Here is a 22,476-nt window from a genome sequence, read left to right as displayed (position 1 = left end):
GCTCGACGACGCACCGCGCACAAGTCGGGTCGTGAACGGATCAATCCCTCGCAAAGCTACATAAGCTGGTGCGATGGGTGGTGACGATGCGCGACTGCGGGCCGTGGTCTCGCTTGCACAGGCGATGGCGGCGGCGCACACCCCGCGCGGGTGCTGGCGGGCGGCCGCGCTGGGGGCCTGCGAGGCGCTGGGCGGCAGCTTCTCCGCGCTGTCGGTCTGGGAGCGCGGCCCGGGCCGGCTGCGGGTCCTGGTCAACGCGGGCGAGCGGGCCGAGGGGGAGGAGGAGTTCCCCGACGACGAGACGTACCCGGTGCATCAGTTCCCGGAGATCACCGAGTTCCTCCACGAGCGGTGGGCCGGGGGCGGTGAGCCGGACGCCTGGGTGGAGACCGCCGAGGGGCCGGTGGAGCAGGAGCCCGGGGACGCGGACCCGGTGGACGAGGGAGGCGCGCACGGTTACGGACCCGGCTACTGCCACCAGCGGGTGGCGGCGCTGCGCCGGCGCGGGCGCGGGTGCTGTGTGGTCGCGCCGATCGTGCTGCACGGGCGGGCCTGGGGCGAGCTCTATGTGGCACGGCCGGTGGGGGAGCCGGTGTTCGGCCGCCGGGACGCGGACTTCGCCACGGTGCTGGCCGCCGTCGTGGCCGCCGGGATCTCCCAGACGGAGCGCCTGGAGGAGGTGCGCAAGCTCGCCTTCACCGATCCGCTGACCGGCCTCGCCAACCGGCGGGCCGTCGACATGCGGCTGGACGAGGCGGTGGAGCGTCACCGGGCGGACGGTGCGGTGGTGAGCCTGGTCGTCTGCGATCTCAACGGTCTCAAGTGGGTCAACGACACACACGGGCATGCCGTCGGTGACCGGCTGCTGGAACGTTTCGGCTCCGTCCTGTCCCGGTGCGGCGCCATACTGCCCGGGGCGCTGGCGGCACGGCTCGGCGGGGACGAGTTCTGCCTGCTGGCCCTGGGGCCAGGGGCGGACGAGGTGGTCGCGGTGGCGACGGAGCTGTGCGAGCGGGCCGCCGATCTGGAGTTCGGCAACGGGGTCGCCTGCGGGATCGCGTCCACGGGCGATCCCATCGGGCCGGTGGTCACCGGCCGGCGGCTCTTCCGGCTCGCGGACGCGGCCCAGTACCGGGCGAAGGCGGCCCGGTCCAGGACGCCCGTGGTGGCGGGGCGTGACGGCGAGGTCATCCGGCTGGCCGACTCCCCGCCCGGATCCGCCCACGACCGCCGCCGGCTGCGGGGAGCGGTCCCCGAGGCGGCGGACGAGGTAAGGGGTCATCCCGAGGACCACTAGTGACATGTGGGGTTTCAATCCGTACGCTTCTGAATATGGATATGCATACAGTCGTGGTGGGGACGTCCGGCACCACCGCTCAGGACGTCATCGCCGTGGCCCGCGGCAACGCCCGCGTCGAGCTCTCCGAAGCCGCGGTGAGCGCTCTGGCCGCCGCCCGCGAGATCGTCGAGGCGCTCGCGGCCAAGCCCGAGCCGGTCTACGGCGTCTCCACCGGATTCGGCGCCCTGGCCAGCCGCCACATCAGCCCCGAGCTCCGCGCACAGCTCCAGCGCAACATCGTCCGCTCGCACGCCGCCGGCATGGGCCCGCGCGTCGAGCGGGAGGTCGTCAGGGCGCTGATGTTCCTGCGGCTGAAGACGGTCGCCTCCGGTCACACGGGCGTGCGGCCCGAGGTCGCGCAGACCATGGCGGACGTCCTCAACGCCGGAATCACACCCGTCGTCCACGAGTACGGTTCCCTCGGCTGCTCCGGCGATCTGGCGCCGCTCTCGCACTGCGCCCTGACCCTGATGGGCGAAGGCGACGCCGAGGGCCCCGACGGGATCGTGCGCCCCGCCGGCGAGCTCCTCGCCGCCCACGGCATCACCCCGGTCGAGCTGCGCGAGAAGGAGGGCCTCGCCCTCCTCAACGGCACCGACGGCATGCTCGGCATGCTCGTGATGGCCCTCGCGGACCTCCGCAGCCTCTACACCTCGGCCGACATCACCGCGGCCCTCTCCCTGGAGGCCCTGCTCGGCACGGACAAGGTCCTCGCCCCCGAGCTGCACGCCATCCGCCCGCACCCCGGCCAGGGCGCCAGCGCCGACAACATGCTGCGGGTGCTCGCCGGTTCGGGCCTCACCGGCCACCACCAGGACGACGCGCCGCGCGTCCAGGACGCCTACTCCGTGCGCTGCGCACCCCAGGTCAACGGGGCCGGCCGCGACACCCTCGCGTACGCCGCGACCGTCGCGGAGCGCGAGCTGGCGTCATCCGTCGACAACCCCGTCGTACTTCCCGACGGCAGGGTCGAGTCCAACGGCAACTTCCACGGGGCGCCGGTCGCGTACGTCCTCGACTTCCTGGCGATCGTCGCCGCCGACCTCGGCTCGATCACCGAGCGCCGCACCGACCGGCTGCTCGACAAGAACCGTTCGCACGGACTGCCGCCGTTCCTCGCGGACGACGCCGGCGTGGACTCGGGTCTGATGATCGCCCAGTACACCCAGGCCGCCCTGGTCAGCGAGATGAAGCGGCTCGCCGTCCCCGCCTCCGCCGACTCGATCCCGTCCTCCGCGATGCAGGAGGACCACGTCTCGATGGGCTGGTCGGCCGCGCGCAAGCTCCGTACGGCCGTCGACAACCTCACCCGGATCGTCGCCGTCGAGCTGTACGCGGCGACCCGCGCCGTCGAACTGCGCGCCGCGCAGGGCCTGACCCCGGGCCCCGCCTCGCTCGCCGCCATCAAGGCGCTGCGTGCGGCGGGTGTCGAGGGCCCCGGCCCGGACCGCTTCCTGTCGCCGGACCTGGCCGCGGCGGACGCCTTCGTCCGCGCGGGCGGACTCGTCTCGGCGGTCGAGCCGGTCACGGGACCGCTGGCCTGAGCCGAGGGCCTCGCACGTACGCGCACCGGAGCGGCCACCGGGCGGACCGCCGGTGGCCGCTCCCGCGTACGGTCACAGGGCCGGCTGCGGACCTCCGCGACGGCCCGAATAGGTGACGACGCCGGCCCCCATGCCCAGGAACGCCATGCCGCCGATGACATACGGCGTCGTGTCGATGCCGGTCCCGGAGTGGGCGCCCAGGTCGGAGCTTGAGCCGGGGCCCGCGGCGCTGTGGCCTGCCGCGCCCGGCGCGGCACCCGCGTCGCCGGCGTTGGCCGACGGGACGAACCACAGGGCGCACAGCAGCGTTCCCGCGGCGGTGGCGGTCAGAAGCGGGCGGCGGGCGATGGCCACGGAATCGGTCCCCCTCGAGGCAGCCGTAAGGGAGAGGGCTCCGGCGAATACCGGGTCCCCTCAGGCCTGTTGCGCCGATGCTAATGAACGCAGCGGGTCGGGCGAAAGGCATGGCGGCCGACGGCTTACGCTCCGCCTCATGAGCACTTCTGAGACACCCCGATTCGTACGCCTTCGTGTCGAAATGGTGGTGGAGATCACGGACGCCGACGCCCTGAGCGGAACGGCGCTGGAAAGCCTTGCCGCGGAGTACGGCGAGCCCGGTGGCGAGGCCGCCGAGGAACGCACGCATGCCGAGACCGCGGTACGGGCAGACGGTGCGGAGGCCCTCGCCTCCCTGATCGACCCGTTCGACCTGGTCAGCGAGGTGCCCGGGGTCGAGCTGACCCAGGCCTCCTGGAGCAGCGAGACCATCGACTACGACCCGGAACACCCGGACGGATGGGACCTCGATGACGACCAGGACGAGGGCGGCGACGTGTACGCCTACGACGACGTCGAGGGGGACGACGGCGACGATGCCGCTTCCGGCGTCCCGCACAATGGGGAGGAGAACGACGAGGACGGCAGCACGGAGCGGCGGGCCTAGCCAGTGGAAACACCGGCCCCGGCCCGCTCCGGCGGACCGGGGCCGGCGTGCGTGACACGGCCGGTGGAACCGGATCGCGGCCGTGCGGTACAACCGGGTCGTGCACCGGCTCGTACGCAGGTGACAGGCGGGGGGAACCACGGCTGTCACCACGGCGTCGATGAGTGGTGTTCCCCACATCTCAGGCGGATGTGGAACGGGGCACCCGCACAAGGTGTTCTGGGAGTAGTGACGGGGCATCGCCGGCCGACGGGCCGGCACGGGGATTTCGGGGTTTTCGGCAACGATGGAGAAGCGTGTGATGACGGACAGCAAACGGCGCAAGGGCCTCATGGCCGCGTCGGCACTGCTCGGCGGCGTGCTGGTGCTCACGGCCTGCAGCGACGGCGACAAGGGCAGCCCCAGCCCCGAGAGCTCGAAGTCACAGGCGGCCGAGGTCGACAAGGCCGCGGCCGCGGAGGCCTCCGAGGCGCAGATAGCGATCTCGCCGAAGAACGGCGCGACCAACGCGAGCATCAACAACGCCGCCAAGGTCACCGTCACCAAGGGCAAGCTGACCGTCGTCACGATGACCACGGCGGCCGGTGAGAGCGTCAAGGGCACCCTCTCCGCCGACGGCACGAGCTGGAAGCCGGACGCCCAGCTGGCGCGTTCCACCACGTACAAGATCAACGCGACGGCACAGGACTCGAAGGGCCGCGAGGCGCACGAGAACACCTCCTTCACCACCGTGTCGCCCGCCAACAGCTTCATCGGGAACTTCACCCCCGAGGACGGCTCCACCGTCGGCGTCGGCATGCCCGTCTCGATCAACTTCAACAAGGCGATCACGGACAAGAAGGCCGTCCAGGCCGGCATCACCGTGACCTCCAGCAGCGGCCAGCAGGTCGTCGGCCACTGGTTCAACTCCCAGCGCCTGGACCTGCGCCCCCAGGACTACTGGACGGGCGGCTCCACCGTCACGCTGAAGCTGGCGCTCGACGGCGTCGAGGGCGCCGACGGCGTCTACGGCGTGCAGCAGAAGACGGTCACGTTCAAGATCGGCCGCAACCAGGTCTCGACCGTGGACGCCAAGACCCACATGATGACCGTCACCCAGAACGGCAAGACGATCAAGACCATCCCGATCTCGGCCGGTTCGTCGGACAACCCGACGTACAACGGCCAGATGGTGATCTCCGAGAAGTTCAAGGAGACCCGGATGGACGGCTCGACGGTCGGCTTCACCGATGACGACGGCAAGGGCGAGTACGACATCAAGGACGTGCCGCACGCCATGCGGCTGTCCACGTCGGGCACCTTCATCCACGGCAACTACTGGGGCGCCAAGTCGATCTTCGGCAGCGCCAACACCAGCCACGGCTGCGTCGGTCTCTCCGACACCAAGGGCGCCGGCGACCCGAACGCTCCCGCCGCCTGGTTCTACAACAACTCCATGATCGGCGACGTGGTCATCGTCAAGAACTCCCCGGACAAGACCATCCAGCCCGACAACGGCCTCAACGGCTGGAACCTCAGCTGGGCCCAGTGGACGGCGGGCTCCGAGGCCTGAGCAGGCCGCACCCCCGCACCACTCCGCACGCCAGGCGGCGGCACCGGATCCCCACGGATCCCGGAGCCGCCGCCTGGCGGCGTTACGGACGGTTCTCATCCCGCTCTCATCGTGGCCTTAACCCACCATCACAACCGGTCCCTAGCCTCGCGCCATGTTCTTCACCTACCTCCGGCGCGAACTGCGCCGCCGCAGAAAGGCGGCGCTCGTCGTCGCCTCGGGGCTCGCCCTCGGCATTGCGCTGGTCATCATCGTCAGCTCGGTCTCCTCGGGCATGAGCAAGGCCCAGGACAAGGTCCTTCAATCGCTGTACGGCCTCGGTACGGACATGACCGTCACCAAGGCCGCCGCGGCTCCGGGCTCCGGCACGGAGCGCCCCAGGTTCCAGTTCGACGCCAAGGACAGCGACGACGACGCGACACAGAGCACGGACCGCGTCATGGTCCAGGGCTTCCAGACGCTCGCCGCCACCACGGTCGGCAAGGTGGACGGGCAGAGTGGCGTCGCCGACGCCGTCGGCGGGCTGAGCCTGACCGTCATGAAGGTGGACGGCCAGTTCAAGCGCGGCGAGTTCAAGCAGGACGACACCGTCACCGAGGGCGGCGTCCGCGGTGGCCCCGGCGGCGGCAGCACCCAGCCGAAGGGCGAGGTCCAGGGCGGCGGCGCCTCCTTCGACGTCAACTCCTACACCGTGTACGGCACCGACGTCACCAAGCAGGACCTCGGCCCGCTGACCTCCTCGAAGATCACCGCCGGACGTACGTTCAAGACGACCGAGACGAACGCGAAGGTCGCAGTCGTCGACGCCGCGTACGCCAAGGAGAAGAAGCTCTCCACCGGCAAGACGGTGACCATCAGCGGCACCACGTACACGATCGTCGGCGTCTCGACGGCCGACAGCGGTGACGCAGCGGCCAACCTCTACATCCCGCTCCAGCAGGCGCAGACCCTCGCCGACGCGAAGAACAAGGTCACCACGGTCTACGTCAAGGCGGCGGACTCGCAGCAGATCGACAGCGTCAAGGCCGCGATCCAGAAGAACATCACCGGCACCACGGTCACCACGTCCGCCGACCTCGCGGACACCGTGTCCGGATCCCTGTCCACCGCGTCCGACCTCGCCTCCAGCGTCGGCAAGTGGCTCTCCATCGCCGTGCTCATCGCCGCCTTCCTGGTGGCCGGGCTCCTCACCTCCTCCGCGGTCAGCCGCCGCGTACGGGAGTTCGGCACGCTCAAGGCACTCGGCTGGAAGAGCGGCCGGGTCACCCGCCAGGTCATCGGCGAAGCCCTCGTCAACGGACTGATGGGCGGCGTCCTCGGCATCGCCATCGGCCTCGGCGGCGCGTACGCCGTCACCGCCGTCAGCCCCACCCTCACCGCCCAGCTCGGCTCCTCCGGCGGCGGCGCGATGCGCGGCGGCATGATGGGCGGCCCCGGCCGCCAGACCGCGTCCAAGGCGCTCGACATCGCCCTGACCGCGCCCGTCTCCCTCTCGATCATCCTGATCGCCGTCGGCCTGGCTGTGGCGGGCGGGCTGATCGCGGGCGCCTTCGGCGGCTGGCGCGCCTCCCGGCTGCGCCCCGCGGACGCGCTGCGCCGCGTCGAGTAGTCCCTGCGGGATGACCGGCACCGGGCATCCCGTAACCCCGTCCCCCAGCGATCCGCGATCCCCGAGGCGATTTCCGCGGCGGTCGCCCGGGATCCGCGTTCACCGCCCAGCAGGAGTTGGCCCATGTACACCCTTCAAGGCGTCACCAAGCGCTACACGCGCGGCAAGTCCACCGTCCACGCCCTCGCCGGCGTCGACCTGACCATCGAGGACGGTGGCCGCCTGGTCATCCAGGGCCCCACCGGCGGCGGCAAGTCCACGCTGCTGCAGATGCTCGGCGGCCTGGACCGCCCCACGTCCGGCAGCGTCGAACTCGACGGGGTGGACCTCGCGAAGCTCAGCGAGGCCAGGCTCACCAAGGTGCGCGCCGAGAACATCGGCTTCGTCTTCCAGAGCTTCAACCTCATCCCGACGCTCACCGCCCAGGAGAACGTCGAGACCGCCCTCGTCCCCCTCGGCGGCAAGGCGTCCGAGCGGCGCAGAAGAGCCGCCGAGGCGCTCGACTCGGTCGGGCTCGGCGAACGACTCGGCCACCTGCCCGGCGAGATGTCCGGCGGCCAGCAGCAGCGCGTCGCGATAGCCAGAGCCCTGGTCAAGCAGCCCAAGGTGCTGCTCGCCGACGAGCCGACCGGCAACCTCGACGAGTCCATGCGCGACGAGATCATGGAGGTGCTGGAGACCATGTGGAAGGAGCACGGGCTCACCTTCATCATGGTCACCCACGACAGTGCGATCGCCCGCAGGGCGCCGCGCCTGGCCACCATCCGCAAGGGCAAGGTCACCATCACGGAGAACGCCGCCGCGGCCTGACCCGGCAGCGGCTCATGCCCCGGGGCCGGCGGGCCCGTACGACGGTCCGCCGGTTCAACCGGCCCGGTCCGCGCGTCCTGACGGCCCGTCGGCTCGGGCAGTCCGCCCCGCGGCGGCCCGGCGGTGTGCCGCCAGGTCGATGCGGCGGACCTGGCGCAGGCCTGCCGGGTCGCCGTACCCGGCGCCCTCCGCCTGCCGGCCGGGACCGTCCGCGCCCCCGGACGCGGGCACCCGGGCCCGCAGCACGTACCAGGGCTGCAGCGGCAGCCAGCACAGCCCGTACAGCCAGCGCCGCACCAGCTGCACGAGGCCCGGACGCCCCAGGTCCGGCAGGCTCACCACCCGAATCCCCATGATCAGCTTCCCCGCGCCCGCGCCCACGACCGCGGTGAGCACCACCTGATTGAGGAACGAGAGGACGAGCACCGGCCCGATCAGCAGCACGCCGGCCCGGGGGAGGGCCGCCGACTCCGCGTAGGGCCGGACGAGTAACCCGGCGGTGACCAGGCAGAGATAGCAGTCGAGCCCCACGGCGAGGTAGCGGCGCGTCTCACCGGCCCGGGGCGGTGTGCCCGGCGCGGGCCGCTCCGCCCGGCCGGGTACGTACGCGGGCCCGGGCTGCCCGTAGCCGATCAGCGGGCCTGCGGCCAACGGCGGTGTTCTGTACGGAGTATGAGGATCCCGGCCCTTGCGGTTCCCCCGTGGTGTCGTCATGGCGGAATCATGTCTGATAGCCCGTCACCGCGGGCCCGGACCGCAGACTGCACCCCCCTTACCTCCCGGGTAATCGACGCCTTCCCCGGTCCTCGGCAGCATGGTGTCCACCAGCCGACACGACAGCCGGAGGACGAGACCATGACCGCCTACGCGATCGCCCACCTGTACCCCGAGGGCCTGCCCGGCGAGGAGGTCCTCGACTACATCGGGCGCATTCAGTCGACGATGGCCCCGTACGAGGGCCGCTTCCTGGTCCACAACACCCCGGTCGAGGTCGTCGAGGGCGACTGGCCCGGCGCCCTCGTCGTCATCGCCTTCCCCACGATCGAGGCGACCCGTGCCTGGTACGCCTCGCCCGCCTATCAGGAGCTGCTGCCGCTGCGTACGCGCAACATCCCGGGCGACGTGGTGTTCGTGGACGGTGTCGGCCCGGACTACGACGCGACGGCGACGGCGGCCGTGATGCGGACGGCGGTGCTCCAGGAGGCGGCGGCCGGCACGCCGGGCCCGCGCGGCACCTGAGGGCGGCCCGCCCGCGGACCTCACCACCACCCGCACGGGCTTGTGAGGTTCACCACTTCGGATGATGTACCGGCTCGCCGCAACCCGTCCGATTCCGCCCGGAACCGGCCTGGCGCCGGGCCGCTGCGGCCTTCCCGCGCAGGGCGGCAACGGATCACCATGCGGATGCCCGTGGAGCATCCGGCCGACCCACTGGGAGACTCGGGACGCCCCGACACGGAAGGTCTTGATCAGATGCCGTCCACTCGCGACTCCGCACCCGTGCACGCCGCCGCCCGCGTCATCGAGCCCTTGTACGCGGAGATCCTCCGCCGCAACCAGGGCGAGAAGGAGTTCCACCAGGCCGTACGGGAAGTCCTGGAAACCCTCGGCCCGGTGCTGGCTCAGCGGCCGGAGTTCGTGGACGCCCGGATCATCGAGCGCATATGCGAGCCGGAGCGCCAGCTCATCTTCCGCGTGCCGTGGTCGGACGACTCCGGCGACATCCACGTCAACCGCGGCTTCCGGGTCGAGTTCTCCAGCTCGCTGGGCCCGTACAAGGGCGGGCTGCGCTTCCACCCGTCGGTCAACCTCGGCATCGTGAAGTTCCTCGGCTTCGAGCAGATCTTCAAGAACGCCCTCACCGGCATGCCGATCGGCGGCGGCAAGGGCGGCTCGGACTTCGACCCGAAGGGCCGCTCGGACGCCGAGATCATGCGGTTCTGCCAGTCGTTCATGACGGAACTCCACCGCCACCTCGGTGAGTACACCGACGTGCCCGCCGGTGACATCGGCGTGGGCGGCCGCGAGATCGGCTACCTGTTCGGCCAGTACAAGCGCATCACCAACCGGTACGAGTCCGGAGTCCTCACCGGAAAGGGCCTCGGCTGGGGCGGAGCGCTGGTGCGCACGGAGGCGACCGGTTACGGCTGCGTCCTGTTCACCGCCGAAATGCTCCGCAGCCAGGGCGACAGCCTCGACGGCCGGCGCATCGCCGTCTCCGGCTCGGGCAACGTCGCGATCTACGCGATCGAGAAGGCCCAGCAGCTCGGCGCCACGGTGGTGACCTGCTCCGACTCCGACGGCTACATCGTGGACGAGAAGGGCATCGACCTCGCCCTGCTCAAGGAGATCAAGGAGGCGGGCCGCGGCCGCGTCTCCGAGTACGCCGAACGCCGCCCCGAGGCCGTCTTCGTGCCGGGCACCGGCGTCTGGAACGTCCCCTGCGACGTGGCGCTGCCCTGTGCCACGCAGAACGAACTCCACGAGGCCGACGCGCTGACCCTCGTACGCAACGGCGTGAAGGCGGTCGCGGAGGGCGCCAACATGCCCACCACCCCCGAGGCCGTCCGCGTGTTCCAGGAGGCCGGCGTGGCCTTCGCACCCGGCAAGGCGGCCAACGCGGGCGGCGTGGCCACGAGCGCCCTGGAGATGCAGCAGAACGCCTCCCGCGACTCCTGGACGTTCGCCCACACCGAGGAACGGCTCGCGCAGATCATGCGCCACATCCACGACTCCTGCTACGTCACGGCGGAGCGCTACGGCAGCCCCGGCAACTACGTGGCCGGCGCGAACATCGCCGGCTTCGAACTGGTCGCGGACGCGATGCTGGCGCAGGGGCTGATCTGACCTGCGGACACCGGCCCGGGCGGCGAGCGCGTCGCCGGCCGGTGTCTACTCCGCCGGCTGCGGCCGGCGCCGGAACGTCTCCGCCAGGGCCGTGTTCGCGACCACGACGGCGGCCATGACCAACGCCGCCACCGGGTGTCCCACCGCGTACAGGCCGTAGGCGCCGCCGCCCAGCACCACGGCCTTCACTACGAGCACCCCGGTCAGCGGCAGCCGGTAGCGGGCGCGGGGCGCGGCGAACAGGCCCCACAGAGTGATGGCGATCGCCAACAGAGCGGCGCCCAGGAGCAGTTGGGCGGGCAAGCCGTCCCCGAGGCTGTACCCCCACCGGAACAGGCAGGCCAGCGCGGCCACTTCCACCAGGAAGGCCAGAAGTTCGTTGGCGGCCCACCAGGGCCGGCCGCTCCACGAAGGGATCGCCGCTCCGTTCGCGCGGTCGTCGTGCATGATGCCCCCACCCTCGACGTTCACGTGCGAGCGAGGGTAGCGGGCTCAGCCCTCGGCCGCAGCGACACCGATCGGGCAGGAGACGCCCGTGCCGCCGATGCCGCAGTAGCCCGCCGGGTTCTTGTCCAGGTACTGCTGGTGCGCCGGCTCCGCGGGCCAGAAGGTGCGGCCCTGCGCCGGGAGGATCTCCGTGCTGATCTCCCCGTAGCCGGAACCCGTCAGGACCTTCTGGTACGCCTCGCGGGAGGCCGCCACGGCCGCCGCCTGCTCGGGGGAGTGGGTGTAGATCGCGGACCGGTACTGCGTGCCCACGTCGTTGCCCTGGCGGAAGCCCTGGGTGGGGTCGTGGGACTCCCAGAAGACCTTCAGGAGCTGGGCGTACGTGACCCTCTTCGGGTCGTAGACCACGCGGACCGCCTCCGTGTGACCGGTCAGGCCCGAGCAGACCTCCTCGTACGCCGGGTTCTCCGTATAGCCGCCCTGGTAGCCGACGAGCGTCGTCCAGACGCCGTCCGTCTCCCAGAACTTGCGCTCGGCGCCCCAGAAACAGCCCATCGCGAAGTCGGCGACCTCCAGACCCTCCGGATACGGGCCCAGCAGGGCATTGCCCAGGACGGTGTGGCGGGACGGGACGGTGAATTCCGGGGTGGCGCGGCCGCGCAGGGCCTCCTCCGGGGTGGGGAGCTGCGGGGTGCGGCGGTGCAGGAACATGCGGGGGCTCCTCCTGGATCGGTGTACTGCCCGTACAACGCCCCGGGAACGCCGCGGATTCCTGCGCCGGGCGGTCAGCGCCGGGGCGTGCCGTCCTCGGACTCGACGGTCTCCACGTAGGCGGCGGCCCGCTTGCGGGCCTTGAACCAGAAGTAGAGGCCGAGGCCGATCAGGATCAGGGGTATCAGTCGTGCCACGGGAACACCGGTCCTTGTCGGGGGTACGTGGGGCGTCTCTCGCTGCAACGGTCGCACATCGCGGGCCGCGGGCGGCCCGCCGCTACCGCGGCAGCGTCGCCGGGCTGCCGCCGTTCGCCTCGTAGCCCGCGACCGCCAGGGCGCGGTAGACCGTGTACTCGGCGGCCGGGTCGGAGTTCTCCGTCCACGGCAGCGCGCCCACGTGACCGTCGATGTGGACCAGCTGGTTCATCGCCTCGGACCAGCGCTCCATCCGCACCAGGAACAGCACCAGCAGATGACGGACGTGCGCGAGCATCGGGTCGTCGGCGCGGGCCGCGTGGACGGCGAACATCGCGCCCTCGACCGCCTTCGTCACCACCTGGCTCCGGTAGAAGCCCTGCACCAGATTGACCTCGGGAAGGTGCTCGTACACCGCGAAGAGCGGCAACGCGGCCAGCAGCGAGCCCTGCGGGGCGCGGGCGGCGGCCGCCGTCGCGAAGCGGTCGGCCTCCTCGCGCGAGCCGTGCCACTTCTCGCACCAGAAGTGCAGCGCCGCGATGTGCGCGCCCATGTGGGCCGGCGCCCGGTCGATGATCTTCGCCCAGAGCCGGTCGAACTCCTCGTGGGAATAGCCCAGTCCGCGCGCGACGGCCAGCTCCACCAGATACGGGACGGGGTCGCCCGGTGCCAGCAGGGCCGCCTCGCCGACCACCGTACGGGCCTCCTCCAGAATGATCCGGAAGTCGTCCGTACCGGCCGTCGAGGAACGCCACGCCTGCTGGACCAGGAACTCCGCGTGCACGGCCGCGCCGCCCGCGTCCTTCGGCGCCTCGGCCCGCCACTTGCGCAGCCACGCCCCGCCGACGCCCGGCCGCCGCATCAGCTCCAGCGACGCGGCCCCGGCGAACGCCTGCACCCGCTGCCACCGCACCTCGCCGTCCTTCGGCGTCCCCGACAGCAGCTGGGACGCGGCCCGCCACTCCTGGGTGTGCTGGACGACGTCGAGCACATCGAGGAGATCCTGGTCGGGGCCCGGCATCCGGATGTCCAGCTCCTCCTGGCGCACGAAGCCGTAGGTGTCCGGGTCCGCGGCGTCCGGGGAGCCGGGCGCGACCTGACGGATACTGCCGCGGCGGCGCAGCAGGAACGGGCCGGCGACCGCGGCGAGCATGCACAGGGCGAGCAGGAACCACAGAATCTCCATGCCCCCATTGTCACCGGACGGCACGGTGCTCGGTGAGTGGCCCCGGCAGCGGACTACGCTCGGGACCCATGAGCGATCAGCACAGCTTCGAGACTCTCGCCATCCATGCGGGAAACACCGCCGATCCCCTCACCGGCGCCGTTGTTCCGCCCATTTACCAGGTGTCCACGTACAAGCAGGACGGCGTGGGCGGCCTGCGCGGCGGCTACGAGTACAGCCGCAGCGCCAACCCGACGCGCACCGCGCTGGAGGAGAACCTCGCGGCCCTGGAGGGCGGCCGCCGCGGACTCGCCTTCGCGTCCGGCCTCGCCGCGGAGGACTGCCTGCTCCGTACGCTGCTGACGCCCGGCGACCACGTGGTCATCCCGAACGACGCCTACGGCGGCACGTTCCGGCTGTTCGCGAAGGTCGCCTCGCGCTGGGGCGTGGAGTTCTCGGTCGCCGACACCTCGGACGTGGCGGCGGTCCGGGCCGCGATCACCCCGCGGACCAAGGCGATCTGGGTGGAGACCCCGTCCAACCCGCTGCTGGGCATCACCGACATCGCGGCCGTCGCCGGTGTCGCCCGCACCGCGGGTGCGCGCCTCGTCGTCGACAACACCTTCGCCAGCCCCTACCTCCAGCAGCCCCTCGCCCTGGGCGCCGATGTCGTCGTCCACTCCACGACCAAGTACATGGGCGGCCACTCGGACGTTGTCGGGGGCGCCCTGATCGTCGACGACCCCGATCTGTCGGAGGAACTGGCGTACCACCAGAACGCGATGGGCGCCGTGGCCGGCCCGTTCGACGCCTGGCTGGTGCTGCGCGGCATCAAGACCCTCGCCGTACGGATGGACCGGCACAGCGAGAACGCCACGAAGGTCGCCGACCTGCTGACCCGCCACCCCAAGGTCACCCAGGTCCTCTACCCGGGGCTTCCCGAGCACGCGGGCCACGAGATCGCCGCCAAGCAGATGAAGGCCTTCGGCGGCATGGTGTCCTTCCGCGTCGCGGGCGGCGAGGAGGCGGCCGTGGAGGTCTGCAACCGCGCGAAGCTCTTCACGCTCGGTGAGTCGCTCGGCGGCGTCGAGTCCCTGCTGGAGCACCCGGGCCGGATGACGCACGCCTCCGCCGCCGGATCCCCGCTGGAGGTCCCGGCCGACCTGGTCCGGCTCTCCGTCGGCATCGAGAACGCCGACGACCTGCTGGCCGACCTGACGCAGGCGCTCGGTCAGTAGTCGTACGGACAGGAACGGACAGGAACGGGCGGGACCGGTGGGACCGGTCCCGCCCTCGGCCTTCTTCGCGCGCACTCAGGCCGGGGCCTTCTCGTCCTCCAGCGTGGCCCTGACCTGCTCCCGCAGTTCGGGGCTGTCCGTGTGCTGATGGACGGAGACCGCGTGCTCGGACGCGGCCCGCACGACTTCCTCTTCCTCGCCGGAGATGGTCAGCGAGCAGTTCGACTCGCTCGGGTACTTGCGGCAGTCGGCGATCTTCCTGGTCATCACAGCCTCCTCGGCGGATGCTCCTCCAGGATAGATCCGGCGGCCGTGCCCGACCCTTCAGCGATCCCGGCGGGCATTGAGCCGGGCCGCCTGGCGCGTCAGGTGGTCACGCTCGGCCAGGTTCGTGGCCTTGTGGGCCGCCTCGGCGTACAGCCGGGCCGCCTTGTCCGGATCGCCGTCGCGCTCGTGGAGGTACGCCGCCACCGCGGTGTACCGGGGCAGGGAGGCGTCCAGCTTCGCCAGCTCGGCCAGGCCGGCGCGCGGTCCGTCGGCCTCCCCGACGGCGACCGCGCGGTTGAGCCGGACGACCGGGCTGTCGGTGAGCCGGATGAGCTCGTCGTACCACTCGGTGATCTGCACCCAGTCCGTCTCCCCGGCGGTGGGCGCATCCGCGTGGAGCGCCGCGATCGCGGCCTGGGCCTGGAACTCGCCCAGCCGGTCGCGCGCGAGGGCGGCCTGCAGGATGCCGACGCCCTCGGCGATCAACGCGGTGTCCCACCGGCCGCGGTCCTGCTCGGCCAGCGGCACCAGGCTGCCGTCGGACGCGGTCCTGGCGGCACGCCGGGCATGGTGGAGCAGCATGAGGGCGAGCAGCCCGGCCACCTCCGGGTGGTCGACGGCGGCCGCGACCTGCCGGGTCAGCCGGATCGCCTCGGCGGCCAGGTCGACGTCGCCGGAGTACCCCTCGTTGAAGACCAGATAGAGGACGCGCAGCACGGTGGCGACATCGCCGGGCCGGTCGAACCGCACACCGGACACGGTGCGCTTGGCCCGGCTGATGCGCTGCGCCATGGTGGCCTCGGGCACCAGATAGGCCGCCGCGATCTGGCGGGTGGTGAGCCCGCCGACCGCGCGCAGCGTGAGCGCGACGGCCGACGCGGGGCTCAGCGAGGGGTGGGCGCACAGGAAGTAGAGCTGGAGCGTGTCGTCGCCCGCGGGGGACGGCCCGGGCACCGGCTCCTCCTCGGCGCGGTCCTCACGCCGGCGCCGAGCGGTGTCGGCACGCGTCGCGTCGAGGAACTTGCGCCAGGCCACCGTGACCAGCCAGCCCTTGGCATCGTGCGGAGGGTCGGCCGGCCAGACGCGGAGCGCCTCGACCAGAGCGTCCTGCACCGCGTCCTCGGCCGCCGCGAAGTCGGCTCCGCGGCGGACAAGGGCGGCGAGGACGCCCGGCGTGAGGCTCCTGAGCAGGACCTCGTCGATCGGGGGAGTCATCGGGGCGGTCACGGGGAAGGTCACTCCGTGATCGTGTGCGCCGCGGTCAGGAACGGGCGCAGCTCCAGCCACTCGTGGATCGGCTTGCCGCCCGCACCGGGGGCGGCCGACAGCTCCCCGGCCAGCTCGACGGCGCGCTCGTAGCTGTCGACGTCGATGATCATCCAGCCGGCGATGAGGTCCTTCGTCTCGGCGAACGGTCCGTCGGTGACCGGCGGGCGCCCCTCACCGTCGTACCGGACCCACGCACCCTCGGGGGCGAGCGCCTGACCGTCGACGTACTCACCCGTCTTCTCCAGCCCGGCCGCGAAGTCGTTCATGTACTGCATGTGGGCCGAGATCTCCTCCGGCGTCCACTGGTCCATGCTCACGTCGTTCACCGCGGCCGGGGCGCCGCGGTAGTGCTTCAGCAGCAGGTACTTCGCCATGATGGTTCTCCTTGGTGCTCGTGCGGCCCCTTGTGGCCGCGTTCACCCCAGGGACGGAGCCGGTCACGGGTTCTCGACATCGCCGTCCCACCTAGTTTTTTTCCGCGTGCGCGAACGAGGCGTTTCCGCGCGCGCGGCCGAGCGTAGGGGAGCCGGCCCGCGAGGCCGGGGTCCGCCGCCTACCAGCTCTCCAGCGGCGGCGTCGTCACGGCGGGCGGTGCCTGCCACGGCTGGGCCACCACCGCCCACACCATGAACGCCACCACCACCCCGGCCGCCGCCAGCAGCCACAGCCGGCGCAGCACCCGCCGCCGGCGCAGCAGCCGGGCACCGCGCTCCGCCGCCCGCGCCGCCAGGTCGGCGGGCACCTGCGGCCGGACGGTCTCCAGCATCCGCCGGACCTCGTCCTCCCTGCGCCCGGTCCCGCTCACGGTGCGGCCCCCAGGGCCCTGGGGCGGCCCCACCGCGTGGTCGGGTCCCGGGTGCCGCGCATGGTGGCCACCGAGCGGTTGCAGACCGCGCGGACCCGGTCCACCGGAATACCGAGCAGCGCCGCCGTCGACTCCTCCGGCACCCCCTCGTACAGGCGCAGCACCAGGACGAGGCGCTCCTGCGGGGTCAGCGGGTCCAGCAGACCGCCGCGCGGGCCGTGATGGCGCCACGCCTCCCGGGCGAAGCGTGTGGCCAGCTCCTGCCGGGTGCGGTTGTACGGGTCCTCCCCGCGCAACCCGTCCCAGTCCGCGTACGTCCGGGCCAGCGCGGCCGTCAGGAGCCGCCGCGCACGCTCGTTGGCCCCGGGCGGATCGGCGGGTTCGGCCGTGAGCAGGGTCGCGGTGTGCAGCAGCCGGCCCGCCGCACCCGCGACGAAGGCCTCGAACTCCTGGGTACGGCGCCGCTGTCGGACCGTATGGCGCTCTCGCACGAGGTCCATCGGAGCGCCCCGCGGTCCGCGGGTCAACCCCCACGACCGGTGGAAACGGGTCCCGCGGGCCAACTCCACACAGGCCCTACGGGCGCTATCCCGCCGACGGCGTCTGGTGCGCCGCCTGCCGCGCGGCCAGGGCGGCGTTGAAGCGGGTGAGCAGCGCGCAGAACGTGTTCCGCTCGTCCTCGGACCAGTCGTCCGTCACCTGCGACATCAACTCGCGCCGCGACGCCCGTACCTCGTCCAGCCGGGCCTGGCCGCGCGGCGACAACTGGAGCACGACCGCACGGCCGTCCTCCGGGTGCGAGGTGCGCTTGACCAGACCGGTGTCCACGAGCGGTGCGACCTGCCGGGTCACGGTCGAGGAGTCGATCCCCATCCCGGCGGCCAGCGCCTTGACACCCATGGGCCCTTCCCGGTCCAGCCGGTTGAGCAGCAGATACGCGGCCCGGTCCATGGAGTTGCGCACCTGGCCGACGCCGCCGAGGCGGGTCTGTTCGGCACGCCGGGCGAAGACCGCCACCTGGTGCTGCAGAGCGTCGAGAAGGTGGTCGTGACCCGGCTTCTCCGGGGTGGCGCCCCCGGAAGGAGACGCGGCAGTCGTCATGTCCTGAGGGGGCATGGCCGGGAGCTCTCTTCGTGCGGTGTCGGATGGGTGGGGGACAGAGTACGCGGCCCCGGGGCAACGCGTACCAGTGCCGCACAAACCTGCGGACATCCCCGCATGAGGGCACCTTCCGCGGCGCCCACAACCCCTTTCAGCTGCAAGACTTGCGGTATGAACTTCCCGCCGCCCGGCCGTTTTCCCCCGCTGATCCTCGACGACGTCCGGGGGGCGCAGAAGATGCTCTCCGGGGTCTCCCGGGTCACCCCGCTGGAGGGCAGTCGCCATCTGTCCGCGCTGGTCGGCGCACCCGTCCAGTTCAAGTGCGAGAACCTGCAGCGGACCGGCTCGTTCAAACTGCGGGGCGCGTACGTACGCATCTCCGGTCTGTCCCCGGTCGAACGCGCCGCAGGTGTCGTCGCCGCAAGCGCCGGAAACCATGCGCAGGGTGTCGCGCTCGCGTCTGCACTGCTCGGCGTACGGTCAACGGTCTTCATGCCCGTCGGCGCACCGCTGCCCAAGATCGCCGCGACCCGTGAGTACGGGGCGCAGGTGCGGCTGCACGGCCACGTCGTCGACGAGACGCTCGCCGCCGCGCAGGAGTACGCGCACGACACCGGCGCGGTCTTCATCCACCCCTTCGACCACCCCGACATCATCGCGGGGCAGGGCACGGTGGGACTGGAGATCCTGGAGCAGTGCCCCGAGGTGCGCTCGATCGTCGTCGGCATCGGCGGCGGCGGTCTCGCCGCGGGCATCGCCGTGGCCGTGAAGGCGATCCGGCCCGATGTGCGGATCATCGGCGTGCAGGCCGCCGGCGCGGCCGCCTATCCGCCCTCCCTGGCCGCCGGCCACCCCGTCTCGATCGGCGCGGTCCAGACCATGGCGGACGGCATCAAGGTCGGACGCCCCGGCGATGTGCCGTTCGGCCTCATCCAGGAGCTGGTCGACGAGGTCCGTACGGTCTCCGAGGACGAGCTGTCCAGCGCACTGCTGCTCTGCCTGGAGCGGGCGAAGATGGTGGTGGAGCCGGCCGGGGCCAGCCCGGTGGCGGCGCTGCTGAGCGACCCCAAGTCGTTCCGCGGGCCGGTGGTGGCGCTGCTGTCCGGCGGCAACGTGGACCCGCTCCTGATGCAGCGCATCCTCACCCACGGCATGTCGGCGGCCGGCCGCTATCTGAGCCTGCGGCTGCGCCTCACGGACCGCCCCGGCGCGCTCGCGACCATGCTGGGCGTGCTGACGGTGGCCGACGCCAACGTCCTCGACGTCAGCCATGTGCGTACGGACCCCAGGCTCGGCCTCACCGAGGCCGAGGTGGAGCTCCACCTGGAGACCAAGGGCCCGGAGCACTGTGAGGAGGTCGCGGCGGCACTGCGCGGGGCGGGCTATCTCGTCCTTACCTGACAGGTGGCCCGACCGCGGGCCCGACCGATGACCGATCCGTATCCCTTGTCGGACGCGATGTATCGCGTTACTGTGCGTGCGCCCGGCCCGGGAGCGTACACACGTTCGTCTGTGTCTTCACCGGGCGTGGCAACACGGGCAAATCTAGGATCTGTGAGGAAGTCACCGAACGCACTGGGGGAACCCCATATGCCAGGCGCCATCTACGCCGAAGGTCTGTTGAAGACCTTCGGAGACGTACGAGCACTCGGCGGCGTCGACCTCGACGTGCCGCAAGGCACCGTCCTCGGACTTCTCGGCCCCAACGGGGCCGGCAAGACGACCGCCGTACGCGTCCTCACGACGCTGCTCAGGCCCGACAGCGGCAGCGCCTTCGTCGCGGGCATCGACGTACTGAAGAAACCCAACGAGGTGCGGCGCTCCATCGGGCTGTCCGGCCAGTTCGCCGCCGTCGACGAGTACCTGACCGGCCGCGAGAACCTGCAGATGGTCGGCCAGCTCTACCAGATGTCCTTCCGCGACGCGAAGGTCCGGGCGGTGGAACTGCTGGAGCGGTTCAACCTGGCCGACGCGGCCGACCGGACCACCAAGACGTACTCCGGCGGCATGCGCCGCCGGCTCGACCTCGCGGCGGCGCTCGTCGTCTCCCCGCCGGTCATGTTCATGGACGAGCCGACCACCGGCCTCGACCCGCGCAACCGGCAGCAACTGTGGGAGGTCATCGAGGAACTCGTCGCCGGCGGCACCACGCTGCTGCTGACCACGCAGTACCTGGAGGAGGCCGACCGTCTCGCCCACGACATCTGCGTGATCGACCACGGTCTCGTCATCGCCCGCGGCACCTCCGACCAGCTCAAGGCCCGCACCGGCGGCGAACGCGTCGAGGTCGTCGTGCACCAGCCCGACCAGATCGCACCGGCGAGCGACGTCCTCACCCGCCTGGGCAAGGGGGCGGCCACCGTCGTCCCGCACATGCGGAAACTGACCGTCCCGGTCGACGGCGGCGCGAAACTCCTCGCCGAGGTCATCCGCGACCTCGACGCCCAAGGCGTGGAGATCGACGACATCGGACTGCGCCGCCCCACCCTCGACGACGTGTTCATCTCCCTCACCGGCCACGCGGCCGAGCAGGAGAAGACCGAGGAGAACGGGACCGACACGCGGCTCGCCGCCCGGCCGGAGGCAGAGAAGTGAGTGCCCTTACCGAGACACCCGCCGCCCCCGCACCCCGCGCGGGCGGCGGAATCGCCCAGTCCGCCCGCGACTCCCTTGTCATGGCCCGTCGGAACCTGATCAGGATGACCAGGATTCCAGAAGTGGTCCTGTTCGGGCTCATCCAGCCGATCATGTTCGTGGTGCTGTTCAGTTATGTCTTCGGCGGTTCGCTGGTGATCGGCGGCTCGACCAGCGCCGCCGGATACCGCGAGTTCCTCATGGCCGGCATCTTCGCCCAGACGGTCACGTTCGCCACGGCCGGCGCGGGCGCCGGAATCGCCGACGACATGCACAAGGGCCTGATCGACCGCTTCCGGTCGCTGCCCATGGCGCGAGGCGCGGTCCTCACCGGCCGTACCCTGGCCGACCTCGTCCAGACCACGCTCACCGTCATCGTCCTCACGATCGTCGCGCTGCTCGTCGGCTGGCGCGTCCACGAGGGCATCCCCAAGGCGCTGGGCGCGTTCGGCCTGCTCCTGCTGCTCGGCTACGCCTTCTCGTGGATCGGCGCCCTGATCGGGCTGTCCGTCCGCACCCCCGAGGCCGCGACCTCGGGCGGGCTCATCTGGCTTTTCCCGGTCACGTTCATCTCGAACGCGTTCGTGCCCACCGAGAACATGGCGAGCTGGCTCCAGCCGATCGCCGAGTGGAACCCGTTCAGCGCGACCGTCCAGGCCTGCCGTGAGCTGTTCGGCAACCCGGGAGTCTCTCCGTCCGACGCCTGGCCGATGGTCCACCCGGTCTGGGCCTCGCTGATCTGGTCCGTGGTGATCGTCGTGGTCTTCCGGACCCTCGCGGTGCGCAAGTACCGCTCGGTCGCCGTCTGAGCACGGACAGAGCCCCGGCCGCGTGCGGCCGGGGCTCTGTCATGTGTGGTGTGCGGATCAGCCGGAGTACGGCTTCGCCGAAAGGATCTTCACCTTGGCGGTCTTGCCGTTCGGCAGCTCGTACTCCGCGCTCTCGCCCATCTTCTTGCCGTTCACGCCCACGCCGAGCGGGGACTGCGGCGAGTACGTCTCGATGTCGGCGCTCGCGTATTCGCGGGAGGCGAGCAGGAAGGTCGTCGTGTCGTCCTCGTCGCCGTCGAAGGCGATCGTCACGACCATGCCGGGCTCGACCACGCCGTCGTCGGCCGGCGCCTCGCCGACCTTCGCGTGTTCCAGAAGCTGGGTCAGCTGGCGCACCCGGAGCTCCATCTTGCCCTGCTCCTCCTTGGCGGCGTGGTACCCGCCGTTCTCGCGCAGGTCGCCCTCCTCACGGGCCGCCGCGATCTTGACGGCGATCTCCGTGCGCGCGGGACCAGACAGGTACTCCAGCTCGGCCTTGAGCTGGTTGTACGCCTCCTGCGTGAGCCAGGTGACGTTTTCGCTGGTCTGGGTCACAGGGTGCTCCTCGTCGGTACTGGGAATACAAAGCATCGCCCTACCCCGAAGCATGCGCTTCCACGGGTGGGCGAAACCACGAGCCTAACAATTCGCAGGGGAAAGGGGGAGAAGGTAAACGGCTCGGAGTAGGAAACCGCAGGTCAGCGTCGCCAGGAGTCGCTTACATCACCCGTGCGGCGGTCAACGCTACGCGCCGCCGTCCTCCGTGCAGCTCAGCAGTTCGACGGCGGTCGCCCGGGACGTCGTCCGCAGGGTGAGGACCTGGTCGATCCGGTCGGTGGCGCCGTCGAAGCGGAAGTCCTTGCGGGCGACCTCCGTGCCGTCCTCGCTCTGCGAGCGGAGCGTGCAGTAGCCCTTGGCGTCCTTGTCCTTGCGGACCTCGAGGTGCACCTCGACGCGGTCGTCCGAGACGACCTTGAACTTGATCATCTCGGCGCTGAGGGCCTGGCCGCCCACATAGTCGTAACCGATCCAGCCGACCACGCCCAGCAGGGCGACGCCGAGGACCGAGCCGATGATCCTGAGCTTGCGGTCCGCGCGCTGGTCCGCCGAGCGGCCGTAACGGTTCTCGGGAAGCGTCTCGCGCACCGCCGTCATGATCGTTCCTCCCGTACCGGGGATCGAGGAATTT

26 protein-coding genes are annotated in these 22,476 nt (G+C 71.4%); 12 read left to right on the top strand and 14 right to left on the bottom strand.

What is annotated here, in order from left to right; translation table 11 throughout:
* Positions 1-73 precede the first annotated feature (73 nt).
* Both ABTX18_RS15215 and hutH read left to right on the top strand, forming a co-directional pair.
* The gene (locus ABTX18_RS15215; RefSeq protein WP_352123193.1) at positions 74-1,297 is read left to right on the top strand and encodes a GGDEF domain-containing protein; all 1,224 of its coding nucleotides are present in this window, start codon (positions 74-76) and stop codon (positions 1,295-1,297) included.
* 35 nt (positions 1,298-1,332) lie between these two features.
* Entirely contained in the window at positions 1,333-2,883 is a 1,551-nt protein-coding gene (gene hutH, locus ABTX18_RS15210; protein WP_352123192.1) for a histidine ammonia-lyase, read from the top strand.
* 72 nt (positions 2,884-2,955) lie between these two features.
* Here the strand turns inward: hutH and ABTX18_RS15205 are convergent, their stop codons facing one another.
* Complete coding sequence (locus ABTX18_RS15205; protein WP_352123191.1) at positions 2,956-3,237, bottom strand: hypothetical protein; 282 nt, start codon at positions 3,235-3,237, stop codon at positions 2,956-2,958.
* Positions 3,238-3,376: 139 nt separating this feature from the next.
* On the opposite strand from ABTX18_RS15205, the gene ABTX18_RS15200 reads away from it, so the two are divergent.
* From ABTX18_RS15200 to ABTX18_RS15185, 4 genes are all read left to right on the top strand, one after another.
* Positions 3,377-3,826, top strand: a complete 450-nt coding sequence (locus tag ABTX18_RS15200; RefSeq protein WP_352123190.1) for a hypothetical protein — start codon at positions 3,377-3,379, stop codon at positions 3,824-3,826.
* Between the two features lie 286 nt (positions 3,827-4,112).
* Positions 4,113-5,378, top strand: coding sequence for a L,D-transpeptidase (locus ABTX18_RS15195; RefSeq protein WP_352123189.1), 1,266 nt, complete (start codon positions 4,113-4,115; stop codon positions 5,376-5,378).
* Positions 5,379-5,532: 154 nt separating this feature from the next.
* Complete coding sequence (locus ABTX18_RS15190; RefSeq protein WP_352123188.1) at positions 5,533-6,987, top strand: ABC transporter permease; 1,455 nt, start codon at positions 5,533-5,535, stop codon at positions 6,985-6,987.
* Between the two features lie 123 nt (positions 6,988-7,110).
* Entirely contained in the window at positions 7,111-7,797 is a 687-nt protein-coding gene (locus ABTX18_RS15185; RefSeq protein ID WP_352123187.1) for an ABC transporter ATP-binding protein, read from the top strand.
* 54 nt (positions 7,798-7,851) lie between these two features.
* On the opposite strand, the gene ABTX18_RS15180 is transcribed toward ABTX18_RS15185, so the two are convergent.
* Entirely contained in the window at positions 7,852-8,511 is a 660-nt protein-coding gene (locus tag ABTX18_RS15180; protein ID WP_352123186.1) for an RDD family protein, read from the bottom strand.
* Between the two features lie 141 nt (positions 8,512-8,652).
* On the opposite strand from ABTX18_RS15180, the gene ABTX18_RS15175 reads away from it, so the two are divergent.
* A complete protein-coding gene (locus ABTX18_RS15175; protein WP_352123185.1) occupies positions 8,653-9,036 on the top strand; it encodes a DUF1330 domain-containing protein in 384 nt (127 codons plus the stop codon).
* Between the two features lie 234 nt (positions 9,037-9,270).
* Positions 9,271-10,644: an NADP-specific glutamate dehydrogenase gene (gene gdhA / locus ABTX18_RS15170; RefSeq protein ID WP_352123184.1), complete on the top strand. Its 1,374-nt coding sequence runs from the start codon at positions 9,271-9,273 to the stop codon at positions 10,642-10,644.
* Between the two features lie 45 nt (positions 10,645-10,689).
* Here gdhA and ABTX18_RS15165 read toward each other — a convergent pair whose 3' ends face one another.
* The 4 genes from ABTX18_RS15165 to ABTX18_RS15150 form a co-directional block, all read right to left on the bottom strand.
* Positions 10,690-11,091, bottom strand: a complete 402-nt coding sequence (locus ABTX18_RS15165) for a YrdB family protein (RefSeq protein ID WP_352123183.1) — start codon at positions 11,089-11,091, stop codon at positions 10,690-10,692.
* 45 nt (positions 11,092-11,136) lie between these two features.
* Entirely contained in the window at positions 11,137-11,802 is a 666-nt protein-coding gene (gene msrA, locus ABTX18_RS15160) for a peptide-methionine (S)-S-oxide reductase MsrA (protein ID WP_352123182.1), read from the bottom strand.
* A 74-nt stretch (positions 11,803-11,876) separates the two neighbouring features.
* Positions 11,877-11,999, bottom strand: a complete 123-nt coding sequence (locus ABTX18_RS15155; RefSeq protein WP_352123181.1) for a hypothetical protein — start codon at positions 11,997-11,999, stop codon at positions 11,877-11,879.
* 82 nt (positions 12,000-12,081) lie between these two features.
* On the bottom strand, positions 12,082-13,185 hold the full coding sequence (locus ABTX18_RS15150) for a hypothetical protein (protein WP_352123180.1): 1,104 nt from the start codon (positions 13,183-13,185) through the stop codon (positions 12,082-12,084).
* A gap of 68 nt (positions 13,186-13,253) precedes the next feature.
* On the opposite strand from ABTX18_RS15150, the gene ABTX18_RS15145 reads away from it, so the two are divergent.
* Positions 13,254-14,402, top strand: a complete 1,149-nt coding sequence (locus tag ABTX18_RS15145) for a cystathionine gamma-synthase (RefSeq protein ID WP_352123179.1) — start codon at positions 13,254-13,256, stop codon at positions 14,400-14,402.
* A 75-nt stretch (positions 14,403-14,477) separates the two neighbouring features.
* Here ABTX18_RS15145 and ABTX18_RS15140 read toward each other — a convergent pair whose 3' ends face one another.
* From ABTX18_RS15140 to ABTX18_RS15115, 6 genes are all read right to left on the bottom strand, one after another.
* Entirely contained in the window at positions 14,478-14,669 is a 192-nt protein-coding gene (locus tag ABTX18_RS15140) for a DUF1059 domain-containing protein (RefSeq protein WP_352123178.1), read from the bottom strand.
* A 57-nt stretch (positions 14,670-14,726) separates the two neighbouring features.
* Positions 14,727-15,872, bottom strand: coding sequence for an RNA polymerase sigma factor (locus tag ABTX18_RS15135; protein WP_352123590.1), 1,146 nt, complete (start codon positions 15,870-15,872; stop codon positions 14,727-14,729).
* 32 nt (positions 15,873-15,904) lie between these two features.
* Positions 15,905-16,312 carry a YciI family protein gene (locus tag ABTX18_RS15130; RefSeq protein WP_352123177.1) on the bottom strand — a complete coding sequence of 136 codons (408 nt, stop codon included), beginning with the start codon at positions 16,310-16,312 and terminating at the stop codon, positions 15,905-15,907.
* A gap of 179 nt (positions 16,313-16,491) precedes the next feature.
* A complete protein-coding gene (locus ABTX18_RS15125; RefSeq protein ID WP_352123176.1) occupies positions 16,492-16,743 on the bottom strand; it encodes a hypothetical protein in 252 nt (83 codons plus the stop codon).
* On the bottom strand, positions 16,740-17,234 hold the full coding sequence (locus ABTX18_RS15120; RefSeq protein WP_352123589.1) for a sigma factor-like helix-turn-helix DNA-binding protein: 495 nt from the start codon (positions 17,232-17,234) through the stop codon (positions 16,740-16,742). The genes ABTX18_RS15125 and ABTX18_RS15120 overlap by 4 nt, the downstream gene beginning before the upstream one ends.
* 94 nt (positions 17,235-17,328) lie before the next feature.
* Positions 17,329-17,859, bottom strand: a complete 531-nt coding sequence (locus tag ABTX18_RS15115) for a MarR family winged helix-turn-helix transcriptional regulator (protein ID WP_352123175.1) — start codon at positions 17,857-17,859, stop codon at positions 17,329-17,331.
* Between the two features lie 156 nt (positions 17,860-18,015).
* Here ABTX18_RS15115 and ilvA point away from each other — a divergent pair, with 156 nt between their 5' ends.
* The 3 genes from ilvA (at position 18,016) to ABTX18_RS15100 (ending at position 21,287) form a co-directional block, all read left to right on the top strand.
* Positions 18,016-19,245: a threonine ammonia-lyase gene (ilvA, locus tag ABTX18_RS15110; protein WP_352123174.1), complete on the top strand. Its 1,230-nt coding sequence runs from the start codon at positions 18,016-18,018 to the stop codon at positions 19,243-19,245.
* A 189-nt stretch (positions 19,246-19,434) separates the two neighbouring features.
* Positions 19,435-20,439, top strand: a complete 1,005-nt coding sequence (locus ABTX18_RS15105; RefSeq protein ID WP_352123173.1) for an ATP-binding cassette domain-containing protein — start codon at positions 19,435-19,437, stop codon at positions 20,437-20,439.
* Positions 20,436-21,287, top strand: coding sequence for an ABC transporter permease (locus ABTX18_RS15100; protein WP_352123172.1), 852 nt, complete (start codon positions 20,436-20,438; stop codon positions 21,285-21,287). The genes ABTX18_RS15105 and ABTX18_RS15100 overlap by 4 nt, the downstream gene beginning before the upstream one ends.
* 57 nt (positions 21,288-21,344) lie before the next feature.
* Here ABTX18_RS15100 and greA read toward each other — a convergent pair whose 3' ends face one another.
* Together greA and ABTX18_RS15090 are read right to left on the bottom strand one after the other, a co-directional pair.
* Positions 21,345-21,842, bottom strand: coding sequence for a transcription elongation factor GreA (gene greA, locus ABTX18_RS15095; RefSeq protein ID WP_352123171.1), 498 nt, complete (start codon positions 21,840-21,842; stop codon positions 21,345-21,347).
* Positions 21,843-22,031: 189 nt separating this feature from the next.
* A complete protein-coding gene (locus ABTX18_RS15090) occupies positions 22,032-22,442 on the bottom strand; it encodes a DUF4307 domain-containing protein (RefSeq protein ID WP_352123170.1) in 411 nt (136 codons plus the stop codon).
* Positions 22,443-22,476: the final 34 nt, after the last annotated feature.

It is taken from the genome of Streptomyces sp. NPDC096323, assembly GCF_040302845.1.
In the GTDB taxonomy this organism is placed as follows: Bacteria; Actinomycetota; Actinomycetes; order Streptomycetales; family Streptomycetaceae; genus Streptomyces.
This window is presented reverse-complemented; position numbering and strand designations above follow the sequence as displayed.